The 19,225-nt window shown below is 27.3% G+C and carries 15 protein-coding genes; 8 read left to right on the top strand and 7 right to left on the bottom strand.

Translation table 11 applies throughout. From position 1 onward, the window contains the following. Positions 1–2 precede the first annotated feature (2 nt). The 4 genes from BVAVS116_RS04115 to miaA are packed head-to-tail and all read left to right on the top strand — an operon-like array spanning position 3 to position 2,551. Positions 3–869 (top strand): YicC/YloC family endoribonuclease, encoded by an 867-nt coding sequence (locus BVAVS116_RS04115; protein ID WP_006068872.1) that lies wholly within the window; start codon positions 3–5, stop codon positions 867–869. Beyond that, entirely contained in the window at positions 866–1,405 is a 540-nt protein-coding gene (gene cmk / locus BVAVS116_RS04120; protein ID WP_006068688.1) for a (d)CMP kinase, read from the top strand. The genes BVAVS116_RS04115 and cmk overlap by 4 nt, the downstream gene beginning before the upstream one ends. 38 nt (positions 1,406–1,443) lie before the next feature. Then, complete coding sequence (locus tag BVAVS116_RS04125; protein ID WP_006068235.1) at positions 1,444–1,644, top strand: DNA-directed RNA polymerase subunit omega; 201 nt, start codon at positions 1,444–1,446, stop codon at positions 1,642–1,644. After that, entirely contained in the window at positions 1,631–2,551 is a 921-nt protein-coding gene (gene miaA / locus BVAVS116_RS04130; RefSeq protein ID WP_006068863.1) for a tRNA (adenosine(37)-N6)-dimethylallyltransferase MiaA, read from the top strand. The genes BVAVS116_RS04125 and miaA overlap by 14 nt, the downstream gene beginning before the upstream one ends. A gap of 139 nt (positions 2,552–2,690) precedes the next feature. On the opposite strand, the gene BVAVS116_RS04135 is transcribed toward miaA, so the two are convergent. Next, complete coding sequence (locus BVAVS116_RS04135; RefSeq protein WP_006068494.1) at positions 2,691–3,062, bottom strand: hypothetical protein; 372 nt, start codon at positions 3,060–3,062, stop codon at positions 2,691–2,693. 80 nt (positions 3,063–3,142) lie between these two features. On the opposite strand from BVAVS116_RS04135, the gene BVAVS116_RS04140 reads away from it, so the two are divergent. Next, the gene (locus BVAVS116_RS04140; protein WP_006068796.1) at positions 3,143–3,688 is read left to right on the top strand and encodes a hypothetical protein; all 546 of its coding nucleotides are present in this window, start codon (positions 3,143–3,145) and stop codon (positions 3,686–3,688) included. Here BVAVS116_RS04140 and BVAVS116_RS04145 read toward each other — a convergent pair. The 4 genes from BVAVS116_RS04145 to topA form a co-directional block, all read right to left on the bottom strand. Beyond that, entirely contained in the window at positions 3,681–4,463 is a 783-nt protein-coding gene (locus BVAVS116_RS04145) for a phosphodiester glycosidase family protein (RefSeq protein ID WP_006068447.1), read from the bottom strand. The genes BVAVS116_RS04140 and BVAVS116_RS04145 overlap by 8 nt on opposite strands. After that, a complete protein-coding gene (locus BVAVS116_RS04150) occupies positions 4,456–4,971 on the bottom strand; it encodes a hypothetical protein (protein WP_006068687.1) in 516 nt (171 codons plus the stop codon). Before BVAVS116_RS04150 ends, BVAVS116_RS04145 begins: the two co-directional genes overlap by 8 nt. A gap of 128 nt (positions 4,972–5,099) precedes the next feature. After that, positions 5,100–7,571, bottom strand: coding sequence for an ATP-dependent RNA helicase (locus tag BVAVS116_RS04155; protein WP_006068782.1), 2,472 nt, complete (start codon positions 7,569–7,571; stop codon positions 5,100–5,102). A 2-nt stretch (positions 7,572–7,573) separates the two neighbouring features. Then, on the bottom strand, positions 7,574–10,123 hold the full coding sequence (topA, locus tag BVAVS116_RS04160) for a type I DNA topoisomerase (protein WP_006068704.1): 2,550 nt from the start codon (positions 10,121–10,123) through the stop codon (positions 7,574–7,576). Positions 10,124–10,199: 76 nt separating this feature from the next. On the opposite strand from topA, the gene BVAVS116_RS04165 reads away from it, so the two are divergent. From BVAVS116_RS04165 to BVAVS116_RS04175, 3 genes are read left to right on the top strand one after another with little or no spacing between them, the layout of a single operon-like run. Further along, entirely contained in the window at positions 10,200–11,441 is a 1,242-nt protein-coding gene (locus tag BVAVS116_RS04165; protein ID WP_006068365.1) for an exonuclease SbcCD subunit D, read from the top strand. After that, positions 11,428–14,274, top strand: coding sequence for an AAA family ATPase (locus BVAVS116_RS04170; protein WP_006068867.1), 2,847 nt, complete (start codon positions 11,428–11,430; stop codon positions 14,272–14,274). Before BVAVS116_RS04165 ends, BVAVS116_RS04170 begins: the two co-directional genes overlap by 14 nt. A gap of 33 nt (positions 14,275–14,307) precedes the next feature. Beyond that, on the top strand, positions 14,308–15,243 hold the full coding sequence (locus BVAVS116_RS04175; RefSeq protein WP_006068504.1) for an ROK family protein: 936 nt from the start codon (positions 14,308–14,310) through the stop codon (positions 15,241–15,243). A gap of 16 nt (positions 15,244–15,259) precedes the next feature. Here the strand turns inward: BVAVS116_RS04175 and BVAVS116_RS04180 are convergent, their stop codons facing one another. Both BVAVS116_RS04180 and ileS read right to left on the bottom strand, forming a co-directional pair. Further along, positions 15,260–16,087: a hypothetical protein gene (locus BVAVS116_RS04180; RefSeq protein ID WP_006068272.1), complete on the bottom strand. Its 828-nt coding sequence runs from the start codon at positions 16,085–16,087 to the stop codon at positions 15,260–15,262. Continuing rightward, complete coding sequence (gene ileS / locus BVAVS116_RS04185; protein WP_006068840.1) at positions 16,081–19,209, bottom strand: isoleucine--tRNA ligase; 3,129 nt, start codon at positions 19,207–19,209, stop codon at positions 16,081–16,083. Before ileS ends, BVAVS116_RS04180 begins: the two co-directional genes overlap by 7 nt. Positions 19,210–19,225: the final 16 nt, after the last annotated feature.

Genomic DNA, 19,225 nt, shown 5'->3' on the forward strand with positions numbered 1-19,225 from the left:
TAGTGAAAAGCATGACGGGATTTTTTTATTTGGAAAAGATAATTGGTAACTATATGTTTAGTGTGAATTTGAAATCTTATAATGGGAAATTTTTAGAATTTAAACTTAAGTTACCAGAAATTTTTTCTGGTTATGATCTTGATATAAGAAATTTGATTTCAAAATATATTAGCAGAGGCAATGTTTTTTTAAATGTAGGATATAAAGAATTGGTTCCCCGTATGAATTTTACAGTTAATCCTAATTATATTGAAGCTATTTCTAGGCTTAGAGATTCTTTGGCACATACTAATCTTAATATTAAAAACGAACTAAGTTTGGGAGATTTTTTATCGTTAAAAGGAGCTTTGATAATTGATGAGGATAGTGAGCATCAAGAAGAAATTTATGGTTTGTTTAAAGGTGTTTTAGAGGAAACATTATTTCATTACAATAATGGGAGAAATTTTGAAGGGGAAAATACTAAGTCGGATATAGTGTCAACCCTTGTGCTAATAGAGCGAGATCTTAAAATTGTTAAGGATGCTTGTAATGATATAAATGTAAGATTATTTGCAAGTATTAAAGAAAATATTTCTAAATTAATGGATGAATTTAGAGATTTAAGTATTGCAGAAGAAGCAGCTAAAATGGCAATTCGTCTAGACATCAATGAAGAGATCATGCGTTTAGATTCTCATATAGAAACTTTTTATAAAAATCTTGAATATGAGATATGTGGCAAAGTTCTTGAATTTATTTCTCAAGAAATGCATAGAGAAATAACAACTATGAGTAATAAGGCGGTTGATCTTGATATTAAGAATTTGATTTTAAATATGAAGCTGAATTTAGAAAAAATAAAAGAACAAATAAGGAACGTTGAATGAAAATAGCACTTTCTGGTAAGAGTGGTTGTGGCAATACTACTGTAAGTAGCATGATTGCAAAACATTACGGTCTTGAGTTTATTAATTATACTTTTCATGATATTGCAAGAGAATATGAAATGCCTTTTTCGGAGTTTTATGAGAAAGAGATAATAGGAAGAAATGATTATTATTGGGACAGGTATCTTGATAAGAGATTGTCTATACTTTCTAAAAAAAATAATACAGTGCTTGCTTCTCGTCTTGCTATTTGGATTTCTAAGAGCGCTGATTTAAAAATATATCTTTATGCTAAAATGGAAGTAAGGGCCGAGAGAATAATGACAAGAGAGGGAGGCATGTATTCTGATGTTTTAAGTAGTACTTTTAATAGAGATGAAAATGATAAAAAAAGATATTTGGCTATTTATAACATAGATATTGATGATTATTCTTCGGAGACCGATTTGGTGATTGATGTTACAAATATTAATCCAAATGAAGTTTTTGAATTAATTCGAGATGAAATTGATAAAAGAAACTTAAAGAGTAGTTAAACTTATTTAATATGTTTATTGTGTAAGGAGGAGATTAAATGACTAAGGTGCCTTTAAAAAAAATACAAGATTTTGATGGAAATTTTTATGAACTTGTTGTTGCAACTATAATGCGCACAGAGCAAATCATAGACAATATTTCTTTGGCAGAGCATACTATTTTTGATGATAAAATACTAGGACAAGCTTTTAATGACGTTTTGACTGGTAAATTTAGCTATTCAATTGAAGGAAGATAGAATAGTTTTTATTTTTGGGCCTACGGCTGTAGGCAAAAGCAATATTTTGTTTCATTTTCCAAGAAATAAAGTGGAAGTTATTAATGTTGACTCTATTCAAGTATATAAAGAGTTCAATATAGCTTCTTCAAAGCCGAGTAAAAATTTAATGAAACATATAAAGCACCATTTAGTAGATTTTTTAGATCCCGAAAAAGAGTATACTCTTGGAATTTTTTATGAGCAAGCTTTAAGAATAGTAAAAGAAATAAGACAGAAAAAAAAAATTCCTATATTTGTGGGAGGTACTGCTTTTTATTTCAAGCATTTAAAGGATGGATTTCCTTCAACGCCTTCGGTTACTTCTAAAATAAGAATTTATGTAAACAATCTTTTAGATCTTAAAGGCAAATCTCATCTTTTAAAAGAATTGAAAAATGTAGATCCCATTAGATTTAATATGTTAAATAAGAATGATATTTATCGTATTAAAAGATCGCTTGAAGTTTACTACCAAACAGGAATTCCTATTAGTCAATTTCAAAAAAAACAAAATAGCGAATTTAAAAATATTGTAATTATAGGTCTTAAAAGATCTTTTGAAGATTTAAAAACTAGAATATCAATAAGAATTAATGAAATGCTTGATAGTGGACTACTTTCCGAGATTAAAGGTTTGTTTATTAAGGGATATAATGAAAATACCCCAGCTTTTAAAGGGATAGGCTATAACGAGTTTTTGTTATGGAAAAGTAGACCTTGTTATGGTTTAAATGATATAATAAGTTTAATAAACAAAAATTCGTTTTTATATGCAAAAAGGCAAATGACCTTTTTTGCCAAGATTTCTGATGTTTTATGGTTTCATCCAGAGGATGATTTAAATGACATTTTGAATTTAATTTTTAAAGTTAATAAGGAGATTTAGGGAGTGCCTTGCGGAAGAAAAAGAAAATTAAAAAAAATTTCTACTCATAAAAGAAAGAAAAAAAGAAGAAAAAATAGACATAAGAAAAAAAATAAGTAATTTGTTGCATTGATCGGACTTTTTTCCGGTTGCATTGGAGCTATTTAGAATATTCAATTATTAGATTGTTGACTATATTTATGTCTTTGCTGAAGATGTATCTTTTAGTTCCCTTGTAATTGACTAGGATCCAGTTTCCTTTAATTCCATAGCGTTCTGTTTTTTCTAATGTTTTTTCAATTTTTACGACTTCATCTTTTCTAAGTAAGATTTCGTAATCATAATCCAATTCGCTATTTTTCTTGGTGCTTTTGCTAAGAAAAGCATAGTCTTTTATTATTATACCCATTTTATTGCTAAAGCCAAGAATGCTACTTTTGGGTAAGTTCAATTTTTGAATGAAAGGAATTTTGTTATTTTTATTGCAAGCTAAAAGAATTAAGGATATTAAATATAATGTTTTTGTATTCATAATTTCCTTGATTTTTTATATACTATTTTAGTGTGTTACTATAATAATATAGTATTTTTTAGAATTTTTAAGGATTGTTAATGAAGAAATATCTTTTTTTTATTTTATTTCTCATCTCTTCTAATAATTTAATTTTTTCTTATCCACTTTCTTTTGGTGGGGGTTTTTCTTATCAATTTACTAATTATACTGATAAAACAGACTCCACTAAATTTGGAGCAAACTTTACTAGGGCAGATCACGGGATTAATTTGAATTTATTTTTTGATGCAAATTATGTACTTTTTGAAATGTCTTACAAAGAGGCTTTTGTTACTACTCACAATGGAAGATATTTCTCTTTTGGGCTTTATGGAACATATCCAATGATTTTCAAAGAACAGATTAGAATGCTTTTTCCATTGATTGGATTTAAATATGCCTTAGATTTGAGTTCTAATGGCCCAAATCTATTTTTTATAAGCATGGGGCTTGCTGCTGATCTTTTTATTCCCGATTTTGAAGGTTTATACATTAGGCCTTTGTTTATGCTTTCTATCTCTCCATTTTCTAATTATAAAAATTTTTCTGGGTTAACAACTGAGATTATGCTTGGATTAAATATTGGTTGGAAATTTTCTAATTAGGAAGTTTTATTCCTAAATGAAATGGGACATGTCTTTCTTGTCCAAAGATGTTTGCAGTGAAATTTAATTTGTGGGGAGCGTTATTTGATTTTATAACAAGAGTGCTTGACCCCCCCCCATCTAGATTAATGGCATTAGTCATGCCGAAGCTTAATGCAAAATCAATAGCTTCATTAAGAGAAGCCCCTTTGCTATTGTTAACACCCCTTCCTTCTATTGTGGCAAGAAATAAATACTTGTTATTTTTGTCAGTGCCTATTATTGTTCTTGGGTGCTTTGTCTCTTTGAAGTTTTTTTTATAATTTCCGTTTTTAATTAAAACAAAAAATCCACTAAATCCGTAATCGGAGTTTTTTATTTCGTCTTCTTTGGGGTTTAATATAATTTTATTGTGTTTTATTGCAATTTCCCCATAGTTATTTATTTGTTTTGAAATCATTTTTTTATTATATATGTATAGTCCTTTTGGAAAAAACATGTTTTGTTTAATTTCGTATGGGCTTGTGTTAATTGCAATGTCAACATTGTTGGAAATTAAGAAATGGCTTGTTGTCTGGCCTTTAAAGTAGTAATTATTTAGCTTTTTGTCGTAAATAGGTTTTGATATGGTAAATTTTAGATCTTTATTTTCAATTTTTACTAGAACATAATTGCTGTTTATGAAATAACCTTTAATAATTTTGTATTTGGCTTTTTTAGTGATTGATTTGGACAGCATTAGTCCTGATGAAATACTTAAAATCAATATTAGTAGTGTTAGTATTTTTTTATTCATTTCTTTTTATTTTATAAGAATAAATGCTTTTGGGATAGTTTGTTAGGATGAAATTTTTAATCTGTGTTGCTAATTTTTTATTTTTAAATTTCATAATACTAAATATTTGATAAATTATTTTGACATCTATATTTTTTTCATTATTTAAAATTTTTTTAATTTCTTTTTCATTAATATTATCTTGATTTATTTTTAATTTTAGTGAAATTATTTCGGTTTTTATTTTTGGATTTTTAATCTTTTTTTTGTTTATTTTGTTTAAAAAATTATTAGCTTCTTTATATTTTTTTATTTTTATATAGTATTTTGTAATTAGCAGATAATATTGTTCTAGGTCAAAATTTTTAATTTTATTTATTGTTTCTAATTCTTTTGGCAAGTTATTAGTTAAATCATAAAGCATATATAGCTTTATTAAATTTTCTGTATTTTCTTTATTATTGCTTTGTAATGCAAAAGGAGCAATTACTAGAAATAATAAAACATAAAAAGAGGATAGCCATTTCATAATTTATTATAAACTTTGATTTAAGAATAACAAAAATAATTTAAAATTATTGTTAGTATTACTTTCAACTTTTAATAATATTTGATTATTATCTTTTCTATTATAATAAGGTTTTCAATGTTCAGTTTTTAAAAAAAGTAATTTAATTTTTTGTAAACTTTATTTATTAATTTTTTTATAAAATGTAGCTTTTGTATGTATTCTTCGTTTTCTATTAGGCTTTTTATGCTTTCCATAGATTCTTCTATTGCCATTATGAAATTTTGTTTGGGTTTTAATTGGAAATTTCCAAAGCAATCTGTTTCCAGTGCTAAAAAAAGAGCATTTTTTTTGGTAGGGGAGCTTATAAACTGCATTGTACACTCTAAAAGATTTTTCATTTTTTCAGGTTCATTAATGTTTACATTGCTTGTTTCATATTTTTTTATAAAATGCCAATCTTTTCCCATGCCTTTGACTATTTCAATAGTTTCTGAAAATTTTTTATTGTTGAAAACCTTTATATTTTTATGCATCAATTGTATTTTAATTTTTTTCAAATCATCATTATTTTGGTTGTTTAATTCGTTTTTTAAAATCATTTCTTTTAGTGTTTCTAGGCTAATTTTTACTACATAAATGTTATTTTTGTATTCTGCTTTGAAAATTTTTCTTCCTATTTTAATTTCATTGATAATTTTTGTCTGTTTGGCATTTGTTATTTGTTTCTCTTTATTAGGCGTGTTTTTATGTTTAAGCTCTTCATTAAGGCTAATGTCATCAATCCATTCTTTTTTTAAGACCCCAATGGATCTTGCATACATTTTTGTAGTTTCTATAATTTCTCCTGCAACGAAATATTTTACAGAGTCGGTACTAATAAGTGAGCCGGGATGAATTATTACGTTTTGAGCTTTGACGGTTTTATATTTCTTTTTTGATGTTTTAAAACAAATGTAATCTCTCATTCCTCTCATTATTGATTTTAAATATCCTTCGTTATCAAAAACACCTTTTTGTATTATTGGTATATTCAATTTGCTAACAATGTTTTCAAGCTGCATTTGTACATTTACTATCTCTTCAAGGCCTTGTAGGTCTAAATAATTTTCCTTTGTAAAAGCTTCTTTATTAGCGGCTTTTTTAAAATCTTCAAAGATATTAACAAACCCAATTAAATCTCCCATTGGATTTTTATATTTCAAGTGGGCTTGTCTAGCTTCCATTTCTTCATTTTGGGGTAGTAGAAAAATTCCACTTGTGGATAGAAATGATAGACCTATTGTAGTTTGATAGATCGCTTGTGGATAATTGATCATTGATTCAACCAATGCTCTTGAATGTGCTGGCACTAATGGGAATAGTATCATATATTTCCCAATTTCTGTAAGTTCGTTTTTATTGTTGATAGCATCCAGAGATTTTAATATGTTGCTTGCAGTTTGAATAGAATGTGTTGATGGTTTTGAGATAAAGTCAAAGTGGGTAAAATCTCTGATTCCAATATCCGCCATTCTTAGTATTACCTCAGACAGGTCTGTTCTATATATTTCTTCTTTTTGATAATCTTCTCTTATTTGATAATCTTCTCTTTTGTAAAGTCTGTAGCAAGTTCCTTTTGAAACTCTTCCTGCTCGACCGGCTCTTTGAGTCGCTGATGATTTTGAAATTGGAACTTCTTGGAGTGAATAGGTATGAGTTTTTGTTTGGAATTTGTTTGTTTTAACTTTTCCACTATCGATTACTATTTTAATATTTTCAATTGTGATTGAAGTTTCTGCTATGTTTGTTGATACTATTATTTTTCTTTTATTTTTAGGGGTAGCTATAAATATTTGCTCTTGAGCTTCTTTGGGCATTCGACCGTATAAAGGAAGTATTATTAAATTTTTTTTTGAGTTTAATTCTTGTAATTCTTTTATAGTTTCTTTTATTTCTTTCTCTCCGGATAAAAATATAAGAATATCTCCTGTTTTTTTTTCTTTTATTACGTTTAAGACAATTTCTTTTATTTTTAATATCATTCCTTTTGGCGTGTTTAAAAGAGGAGGATTGTATATTATTTGTACTGGGTATGTGATAGTTTCAATGCTAACAACCGGTGCATTGTTAAAATATTTTGAAAATACTTTTGTGTTTATTGTGGCAGATGAAACTATGATTTTAAAATCATCCCTTTTTCTTGAAATGTCTTTAATAAGACCTAATATAAAATCGATGTTTAAACTTCTCTCGTGTGCTTCGTCTATTATGATTACGTCATATTCATAAAGCAATGTATCTTTTTTTAATTCTTGCAGAAGCACCCCGTCCGTCATTAATTTGATTTTGGTTTTTGGACTTGTAATTTCTTCAAACCTTATTTTGTAACCAACTTCTTCTCCAAGGTTTACACCAATATGTTTGGCAATATATTCAGCTATTGATATTGTAGCTATCCTTCTTGGTTGAGTTACTCCAATTTTTCCTAATTTTGCAAAACCCGCTTCATATATTATTCTTGGTAATTGGGTAGTTTTTCCACTGCCTGTTGGACTTTCAACAATTAAAACATTATTTTTTTTTAATACTCTAATTAATTCATCTTTGTATTTATAAATTGGGAGTTTGAAATCATTCATATTTATAACAAGCTGAATACATATTTCTCATTTATTTCATCAAGATTAATGTTATCAGGCAAATCAATCTTCTTTCTCTTAATTTTAGCATAAAATTTGTCGTTTTTTTTGTAAATATATATTTTGTTGCCGATTTTGTTTTTAGAAAATGCTATCATTTTAACGATTATACCCACTTTATTAGCTCTTTCGTCGAGTAGGCTGATGGCCTTCTCTAGTGTTATGTTATATGCTTTTACATCTTTTTTTAGCGAACAAGCAATACTTCCGCTTTCAGTTTTAATATAATCTCCAAAAACACCAGTTGCAGCAATGATTTGTTCATTGGTTTGGGGATGTTTGCCGATCGATTTTGGTAGCGAGAGTAATTTTAAAGCAAGCTCTAATGTCATGCTTTCAGGATCAATATTTTTAGTTGATGCTTTTTTTGCTTTTATTATTTTTAATTTTTTAGGTTTTCCCTTTTTTGTATATTCTTGAGGAGCATAAGTATCTTCTCCAAGTTGTACAATGTTTCCATAAATCGTACTTTTAAAGTACACATTAAGTCCTGTTAAAGGATCAATACCTAGTATATTTGGTTTTGATTCTTTTTCATTTATTATTTTTTCTATTTCATCTTTTTTGTACAAATTTTCTAATGGAGTTGTTGTGTTAATTGAATAATTATGTCCTTTGAATATCAGATAAGGTCCATATTTGCCAATGTTTATTGTGTAATTAATGCTATTATTTTTATTTTTTATGTTTTGACTTTCAATAACAGTTCTAAATTCAGAAGAATTAATTTTAGGTTCTAGCTGCATTACTGTATTTTTTAGTCCTTTTTTACCATTATAGAATTTGCTTAGATATTTTATTTTATCTAGCTGTCCTATTGCTATTTTATCTAATTTTTCTTCCATATTGGAGGTGAAATTTAGTTCAATTAGTACTGGGAAATGTTTCTCAAGAAGATTTATTACAGCAGCTCCTTTTATAGTTGGTATTAATGTGTTGTTAAGTTTGAATGCATACTCTCTTTCTAAAAGTGTCGATATAATTGTAGAATAGGTTGAAGGGCGACCTATTCCTTCTTTTTCCATTTTTTGCACAAGAGATGCTTCTGTGTATCTAAATGGAGCTTTTGTTTCGTGCTCGCTTGTTTTCATTTTAACTATAGAAAATATATCTCCTTTTTTTATTAAGTCAAAATTTATGTTAAGATATTCATCTTTTTCTTTGGTATGTTTAAGAAATCCATCAAAAATTATTTTTGTAAAACTTGATTTGAAAATTAAGTTTTTATATTTAAAAGTCAGTTTTATATTTTCTTTTATTGCATCTTTCATTCCAGAAATAATGGTTCTATCCCATATTATTTTGTAAATTTCTTTAGCGGTTGTGCTTTCTATTTCTATGTTTTCGTTTAGGATAAACATTTCAGAAGGTCTTATTGCTTCATGTGCATTTTGAGCCATTTTTCCTTTTTCATAAATTCTATCTTTTTTCTCTACATAGTCTTTTCCGTATTTGTTTTTTATTATTTTTATTATTTTGTCTTTTGCAATTTTAGCAATATTATGAGAGTCTGTTCTCATATAGGTGATGTATCCGTGTTCGTAAAGCTTTTGAGCATGTTGCATGATTTGCTTTGTTCCAATTTTAAGGCGCTTATTTATTTCTTGCTGAAGTGTGGATGTAGTAAATGGCTTTGGAGGTGATATTTTTATCTTTTTAGTTTCTATTGAGATTAATTCAATTTTTTGTCCATTTTCTAATTCTTTTTCAAGCTCGACCATTAAATCTTTGGTTATTATTATTGTTTTGGTGCTATTTTTAAGTTTTCCAGTTTCATTTATAAAGTCTTTACCTTCTGCTATATTCTTGCCGTCAATTTCTTCTAATTTTGTTTCAAGCAACAAATCTTTTTTTTCGTGTTTACATTGAAGTAAAATTGAGTAATAATTGGCTTTTTTGAAATTTATTCTAGTTTTTTCTTTTTCTATTAATAATTTTAATCCAACAGATTGTACTCGTCCAGCAGAAAGCCCATAAGCTACTTTTTTCCAAAGTAACGGAGAGATGGTATATCCGTATAGTCGGTCTAATATTCTTCGAGCTTCCCCAGCATTAACAAGGTTCATGTCTATATTTCTAGTATTTTTTAGTGATTTAGTTATTGCAGTTTCTGTGATTTCATGAAAGATCATACGTTTATAATTTTTAATTTTTAATACTTCTTTTAAGTGAAATGCTATAGTTTCTCCTTCTCTATCTTGGTCAGTTGCAAGATATATTTCATTGGTTGTTTTTACCAATTTTTTTAGTTTTGATACAATTGGTTTTTTATTGTTAGGAATAATGTAAATTGGATTAAATCCATTATTATAATCTATAGAAATATTTGCCCATTCGTATTTTTTATATTCTTTGGGAATTTCTTTTGCATTGTTTGGTAGATCTACTATATGTCCAATGCATGCTTCTACTAAGAACGAGTCATCAAGAAACTTTTTTATTGTTTTGGCTTTTGTTGGTGATTCAACTATTATCAACTTTTTATTTTGCATAAATTCCTTATGTTTATATATTGTATTATAATATATAAACATAATTTAAGAATTAAAAAAAAATGAGAGTATTTTTGTGAACAATTATAAAATTCTGCACACTTCAGATTGGCATATTGGGAAAAAAATTGAAAATTTTTCAATACTTAAGGAACAGAAAAATTTTTTATCTTTTCTTTTGGAATTTCTTAAAAAAGAAAAGATAGATCTTTTACTTGTTGCTGGAGATGTTTATGATTCCAAGAGGCCTGGATTTGAAGAGCAAAGATTGGTGAATAATTTTTTTTACGAGCTTTCTTTTACTTCTTGTAAGTGGTGTGTGGTTATTTCTGGAAATCATGATAAAAAAGATTATTTAAGTATCAATAAAAAACTTCTTTCACGGTTTAATTTTTTTTTAATAACGGAATATGATTCTGATGAGCAAATAGTTTTCTTAAAAGATAATGGGGATCTTAAGTTTATTGTTGTTTGTCTTCCACATATAAATGAAAGGCTTGTTTTAGGGCAAAATTTTGACAATGTTTTTGAATTAGAAGATCAGTCTTCTAGTAAGCTATTTCTTGAAAACTTAGAGAATGCTTACAGAAAAAAGATATCAAGTTTATATAATCTATTAGAAAATAAGTATAAAGGAATTCCCAAAATATTAATGGCGCATTCTTTTTTTGGCAGTAGTAAAAAGATTGATACTTTGGGAGGTAGTTATATTGTCCCTTTTAATGTTTTTGGAAATGGTTTTTCTTATGTTGCTCTTGGACATGTTCATAAATTTATGAAACTAAGGGAGAATATTGTTTATTCAGGATCTCCTATGCAATATTCATTTAATGAGACTCATGATAAATATGTAAATGTTTTACATTTTAATGATAATAAATTGATCTTACAAGAAGCATTTTCAGTCCCGGTTTTTAATAAATTAATCTTTGTTAAAGGTTCTTTAAATGAAGTTCTTGATTTTTTAACTAATGTTAAAAAAGAAGAGTCTTTTACTATTTATTTAAAAATTGAACTTAATGAGGCTATTGATACTAGTGCTGAGGAAACCATTTATAATTTAGCAAGGCTTAATTTTATGAATTTAGTTTCTATTTCTTATTCTTTACTCTCAAGCCAGCATTTTCAAGAAGATTCCAGCTTTATTGGAGAACTTGAAGTGCTTGAAATGGATGAAAAATATTTTTTTGAGAAAAAGTTAAGACGAGATTTTGAGAACGGTGTTATTAAAGATATAAAATTTAAGGAAGAAGAGCTTATTTCTCTTTTTAACGAGGTTTTAAAAAAAGGATATTTAGGCGAATATGAGGATAAATAAGCTCATATTTAAAAATATTGCTTCTTATAAAGGAGAGCACGAATTAAATTTCGATACGCTTTTTTTAAGGCAATCAGGTATTTTTTTAATTTCTGGCAATACTGGATCAGGCAAAAGTACTATTTTAGATTGCATAACTTTGGCGCTGTATGCTCGTGTTTATAGGCTTGGGAAAAAAATTGTAGATATTATATCGAAAGGCGAGACCAGTGCTTATGTTAAATTAACATTTACTATTTCTGGGAAGATTTATGAATCTTTTGTTGAGCTTAATGTAAAAAATATAGAGACCCCTAAGAGTATGTTGCTTAGTTGTTTTTTTGACAATAGGATTATTGAGGGTCGAGCTGATGTTTTAGATTATATTAAAAGTCTTTGTCGATTAGACTTTAATCAATTTTGTCAAACTGTAATTTTGCCACAAGGTAATTTTCAAGAATTTTTAACATCAACTCCTAAAGAGAAAACTGCAATAATTGATAATATTTTTAATTTGAAAAAATATGATAATTTGGAATTTTATTTAAAAAGTGACTTTGAGCGTACAAAGTTTAGTATAGATAAATTATTAAATTCTGAATCTTATGAAAAGTCAATTCTTGATTATGATGAGAGAGAGTATAAATCTCTTAAGGATTATTTGGATTTAGTTGATATTGATCGATTAGAAATTGATCTTGAAAATATTAAAAGAGCCATTTTTTTATGTAATCAGGCAATAGTGTCTAATGAGAGATATTTAGGTTTAGAAATTGAAATATCTTCTTTAGAGAATCAATTATCTTCTCAGATTGAATATCAGAATTCTTTAGAGATGGATTATGCTTTTCAAAATAAATTAAAAGAAAATTTGGATTTGGATCGAAAAATTTATTTGTGTTCGGATTTTTGGAATTTGAAAAATCTTGTTGCTATGCAAGGCGAATTATTTAATGATAACAGATTACTTGATTTAGAACTTTCAAAAGTGATAAATAATTTAAAAGAAATTGAAGATTTGGATAGTAATAATTTTAATTTTAATTATGTTAAAGAACTTTATAATAAAAATTGCAATATTTTTAATTTGAAGTTTGTTGAGAATGATTATCAAAGCTTGCTTTTAAGGAAAAATAGTCTTGAGGATGAAAAAAAAGAATTATTGAAGTCTCAAATTAAAAAAAATGATGAGATTAAAAGTATTTCGTCTGAAAAATCTAATTTTGATTTTGACAAATACGTTTACTATCAAGCATTGAAATTATTTCAAACTTTTAACGATGAGTTGATTTCAAAATATAGAGATAAGTTGGAATTTTTATTGAAATCTGCTGGCAAAGAAAGTTTTAGTGAAAATAAAAAAAAAAATAATATTAAGATTGATTTGTATAAAGAGCTGTTAAAGTGTCTTAATGATAAAAATTTTTCTATTGAGAATGATAAAAAGAAACTAAAATATATTGAGGCTGAATATAAAAATTATCAACATAAAGATAAATTATCAGTTTGTAGTTTAAAAGAGCTTTACATTTTAAATTCAAAACTTCATTTATTACAAAGTCAAATTGATGAGCTTAAATATCAGTTATCTTGCAGGCAAGAAGAAATATCTAAACAAGAAATTAATGCTTTGGAGTTTGAAAAAAATAATGCTGAAATTTTAAGATTGATTGGAAAAAATTTATTTGATAAATACATAAATTATTTTGACAGAGAAAAAATTTTAGCATTTGAAAATAAATTGGAAAAGCTTGAACAATTTAAGGTTAGGAAAAAAGATTTAAAAATTGAGATTTCTTTAAAAAATAAAGAGTTTGATCAAAATCTTTTAAAGATTAAAAGTTTATTATTAAAACTTAATTTAAATTTAAGTTTTAACGATCATTCTTCTTTGGAAAAAGAATTTAATGTTATTTTGGTTAGGCAGAAAAGTGTAGAAAATGAATGGAATACGCTTATTTTGAATCTTAAAAATTTAGAAGATTTAAAAATTAAAACCGAAACCCAAATTAAATTTATAAAGAAATCTATATTGACTTTAAAAGCGAGATTAAATGAAGAGCAAAATAGTTTTATTAATATAGTTTCAACTTTAAAAAGTGTTTTTTTAAGTTCATTTTCTTTTGAATCAGAAACCGTTTTGGAACACATTAATAAGAATAGTCTGCAATTCTTGCAAAAATTGAGCTTGTCAATTAGTTCTAAGCTTGAATTTTTATCTAGAGAGATCGAAAAGTATAAAATAAAGCTTTTAAATTTTCAAACTCTTCAAAAAAAGATTGATCAACAAAAAATTAATTTAGAGATGTTAAGAGGAGAATTAAATCTTGCTAAAGAAAGGAAAGATAAGCTAGATGTTTTAAGGAAGGTGGTTATTAGATCTTCTGGATTAAAATATTATGTTCAAACCTTTTTAATTAATGATATTTTAAGGCTGGCAAATGAGAAGTATTTAAGATGGATTTTTCCTGATTTTGAGCTTAAAACTAACAATGAGAGCAAAGAATTTGATTTTTTAATTGAAGACAAAAAAGATGTTAATAAAATAAGAACGGTAAAAACTTTGTCTGGGGGTGAAAAATTTCTTGTATCTTTAGCTTTGTCTTTAGCTTTATCTGATAAAATAAGGGATAGTGAGTTAAAAATAGAAGCTTTTTTTCTAGATGAAGGGTTTGGCAATCTTGATGAAGATACTTTGGCTCAAGTTATGCCTAAGCTTTCGAAGTTTCAAATAATGACCGGACGACAAATTGGCATAATTTCTCATGTATCTTATTTGAAGGAGATAATTAAAGCACAAATAGTTATAAACAAGATTTCTAAAATTTCTTATATTGCTATGGAAAATTTATGATCATTTATGTACAATTAGCTTTTAAGGATAAATATGAAACGTTATTTAGCAATTGATGTTGGTGGAACTAGTACCAAGTATTCGCTAGCAGATTCAAGCGGTGTTTTTTTTGATAAAAATGAAATAAGTACAGGTGCTACTTCTGACGAACAAGTAAATATTTTAGTTAACCTTATTAATTCTTACAAAGAATCAAGCGATATAGCGGGGGTTGCAATTTGTATTCCTGGGTTTGTTGATCTTCAGGGAAATGTTATTAGAGTAAATGCTATTTCTGGCTTTGTTAATTATCCTTTAAAAGAAAGATTAGAATCTTTAACCGGAATAAATACAGAGATTGAAAATGATGCTAATTGTGTAGCCTTAGCAGAAAAATTTAAGGGTAATGCTGTTGATTCTAATGATTTTATTGCTATAACTCTTGGCACAGGAATTGGTGCTGGAATTTTTACAAATGGCAAACTTTTAAGAGGAAGTTCTTTTATGTCTGGAGAAGTTGGATTTATGATTACTAGAGGTATTAGCAATAATATTCCTTTTAATTGTAGATGGGAATCCATTTCTTCTGTTTTAGCCTTAAGGAAAAGAGTTGCTATGCGCTTGGAGAAGCCTTTAAAAGAGATTTCAGGAGAGTGTGTTTTTGATCTTGCTGAGAATGGAAATATTCATGCAAAAAATGAAGTTGACAGATTTTTTGAGAATTTATCATTTGGTATCTTTAATTTAACTTTTATTTTAAATCCTGAAAAAATTTTGATTGGAGGAGGAATAAGTGCAAGGCCTGATTTAATAGATAGAATATATGAAAAATTAGAAAATTTATGGTCTTTAGAAATGGCTTTTATTAATAATAATAATATAAAAAATCTTGTAACACTTGAGCCTACTAAATTTAATAATGAATCTGGTAAAATTGGAGCTTTGTATCATTATTTTACTTGCAAAAAGCAAAATAATGTCTTTTTTTAAGGGTTGGTAAGAATTTTTAAGTTTGAATATTTGAAGCTAGTTTTGCTATAAAGTTTTCAACACTAGATTTTTGAATATTAAATTCTATTTCTACTGTATTTGGGTCTTTTATTGTGGCTTTTATGTGACTTGATATTGCAAGATTAGTTGTGTTTGCTAAGACAGTTGGAATTAACTTTTTTGACAATATTTTTACTATTGATGGGTTGTTTGTTTTGATCAAAGATTTGAAAATATATTCATTTTGATTTAGGCTGTTTATAGACAAGGTCCCACTGCTAAAAGGGATTAAATTTTTACTACTTACTATTTGGTCTGGAAGCAGTAATGCTGAATCTTGAATCCAAAAAAACATTTCATTTTTTTCTATTTCTTTAGTATATTTTGTTGTTAGTATATTGTTGTCTTTTAAGGTTTTATCTTTTTGGTTTATTGTAATACTGGTTCTAGCTCTGTTTGGGGTAATGTATATGTTTGAATTTTTGAGTTTCCATTTTGGATTTGTAAGTATATTGCCTATTGATTCTGTATTTCTATTTTTATGAATTCCCCAGAAAATATCTTTTGGGAAATTGCCCATTACCAGTAGAGCAAAGTCGTTATTTTCTTTTTTATAGCTAAAGTATAAATCGCTTATAAGTCCTAGAATGGATTTATATTTAGGGCTTAAGGAGTTGTAAATAGATCTATTTTTAATTAAATTCACATGGGCATATAAATTTGCATCAGGCAAAAGTTCCATTAAGTAATTTAGATTTTGCTTTGGAGGGCTGTAAGGCAGACTAGCGCATCCCACCATAATAAGGCACAAAATGGTAATTATTTTTGTTAATATTTTCAACATTTTTCAATTCCTATTATTGTGAACATGTCATCGTTAAGGTGTATTTTTTTCTCTAGCTTACTTTCGTTTGAAATGATATTTAAGGTTAATGTTTCAGTTTTAATATATTTTTCAAATTTATTTAGTATTTTTTTCAATGTTGCATTATTTTCTATGTATAAGTTGATTCTATCGCTAACATCAAAATTTTTTTCTTTTCTTAAATTTTGAACTTGTCTTACAAATTCTCTTGTAAGTCCTTCTAAGTATAATTCTTGTGTTATTAGTGAGTCTATTCCTATTGTAATAGAGTCTTCATTTATTACTTTTAAATTATCTTTTTCTTCTCTCTCTAATATTATATCATTTAATGACAAGTAATACTTTGTATTAGCTACTTTTATTTCGTAAGATATTCCATTTATTATTTTTATTATGTCTTCATTTTTTAGCTTGCTAATTTCAATAGATACTAATTTCATATCTTTGCCAAGTTTTTTTCCAAGTTCTTTAAAGTTTGCTTTTGCTTTGTAAGTTATGAGCTCCTCTTCGTTAGATTTTATTTTCATTTCTTTTGCATTTATTTCATCTAATATTATTTCTTGCATTTCTATTAGCATATTTTGTTCATTTTGATTTTTTGTGACAATATATATTGTACTAATAGGCATACGTATTTTTATATTATGTAATGATCTCAGCGATCTTGCCATTGAAGTTATTTTTCTTGCAAGATTTATTTTCTCTTCAATTGTTTTGTTGATGAAATTTTCATTTGCTTTTGGATAATCGTTAAGGTGTATTGATTGTTTGTCTTCATCGGTTTTTAAATTTTGATAAATCTCTTCTGTTATAAATGGAATAAAAGGCGCAAGTAAAATCATTAAAGTCTTGATTGCATAATATAATGTTTCGTAGGCGTCATTTTTGTCTTTATCATTTTCTGATTTCCAAAATCTTCTTCTTGATCTTCTTATATACCAATTATTTAATTTATCTATAAATTCAAGTAAAGATTCTATTGATTTTGTTAAATTATATTTGTCTATTTCTTTATTTAGTGTGTTTTTTAGGCTTTCAATTTCGCTTATGATCCATTTGTCAAGGGTGTTGTTTTTAACTAAGTTGGGATTTTTTGGAGGTTTAAATTTATCAATTATTGCATAAGTTGTGAAAAAGGAATAAGCATTCCAAATGGGTATTATTATGTTTTTAAGAACGTCTCTTACCCCATTGTCGCTATATTTTAAATCGTCAGCCTTGACTACAGGGCTCATTATTAAATAAAGTCTTAAGGCATCAGCTCCAAAGGTGTTTATTACCTTCATTGGGTCTGTATAATTTTTAAAGGATTTTGACATTTTTCTTCCATCGCTTGAAAGCACAAGTCCATTTACAATGACATTTTTGAATGCTGTGCTTTCAAAAAGAGAAGCCCCCAGGATTGTAAGAGTATAAAACCATCCCCTTGTTTGATCTAGACCTTCTGCAATAAAGTCAGCAGGAAATACATTTTTAAAATTACTTTCATTTGTGAATGGATAATGATTGCTTGCGTAAGGCATTGCTCCAGATTCAAACCAGCAATCTAGAACTTCGCTTGTTCTGATAAACGTGCCGCCGTCTTTGCTTGGCCAGGTTATTTTATCTATGGTGTCTTTGTGTAAGTCTTCGATTTTTTGACCGGACAGCTCTTCAAGCTCTTGTTTTGATCCAATGCAAATTTTTTTCCCTGTTTTTGAACATATCCAAATTGGAATTGGATTTCCCCAAAATCTGTTTCTGCTTATTGCCCAGTCCTTTGCATTTTCTAGCCATTTTCCAAATCTTCCTTTTTTTAAATGAGCTGGCATCCAATTAATTTTTTCATTTATTTCTAAGAGTTTAGTTTTTATTTTTTCTACATTTACAAACCATGAACTTATTGGTCTGTAAATAATTGGGCAGTTTGTTCTGTAACAAAATGGATATCTGTGTAGATAATTTTCTCTTTTGAATAAAAAATTGCGGAATTTTAGGTTTTCTATTATCTTTTTGTCAGCATCTTTTACAAAAAGTCCTTTAAAATCTTTTACTTGATTTGTGAATTTACATTCAGCATCTAAGGGATCTATTATATCTACATTTGTGTGTTTTTTAAGTATTTTATAGTCTTCTTCTCCATAAGGAGCAATATGAACAATTCCTGTCCCATCGTCAATTGTAACATAATCGGCTGTGTGAACCTTAAAAGCTCCTTTATCTTTTTGTTCTAAAAAGTAGTTAAAAATAGGTTCATATTCTATTCCTTCAAGCTTGCTTCCTTTAAATTTTTCTATAATAGTATATGAATTTTCATCATCATAATAACTATTAAGCCTTTTTGATCCAAGTATTAAAATCTCTTTTTTTATTTTGTCAAAAATTTTAGAATATTCTATTTCTTGTCCTACTGCAATTCCAAGGTTTGAGGGCAATGTCCAAGGGGTGGTTGTCCATGCTAGTAAGTATTCGTTTTTGTTTTTGATTTTAAATTTTATTGTTAATGATGGGTCATTGACTTCTCTATATTCTCCAAGATTCACTTCAAAGTTTGAAAGCGGAGTTGCAAGTTTTGGAGAATAGGGTAGTACATAATAGCTTTCATATATTAAACCTTTGTTGTAAAGATTTTTAAATACCCACCACACAGATTCCATGAAACTTATGTCCATAGTTTTGTAGCCTTTTTCAAAATCTACCCATCTTCCAAGCCTTAAGATTATATTTTTCCATTCTTCTGTATATCTGAGTACTATTTTTTTGCATTCTTTGTTAAAATTTTCAATGCCATAATTTTCTATTTCGTATTTACCAGAAATTCCCAATTTTTTTTCTACTTCGTATTCGACGGGTAGTCCGTGAGTGTCCCATCCAAAATTTCTTTTAACATATTTACCTTGCATTGTTTGATATCTTGGAATTATGTCTTTTATTGTGTTTGGAACAAAATGCCCAAAATGAGGAAGTCCTGTTGCAAAAGGTGGTCCGTCATAAAATGTAAATTCTTCACACCCTTCTCTTTGTTCCATTGATTTTTCAAAGATCTTGTTATCAGTCCAAAATTTTAATATTTTTTCTTCTATTTTAGGAAAATTTGCTTTGTTTTCTACTTTTTTAAACATATTAATATTATAATTC

Origin of the sequence: Borreliella valaisiana VS116, from assembly GCF_000170955.2 — a bacterium.
In the GTDB taxonomy this organism is placed as follows: Bacteria; Spirochaetota; Spirochaetia; order Borreliales; family Borreliaceae; genus Borreliella; species Borreliella valaisiana.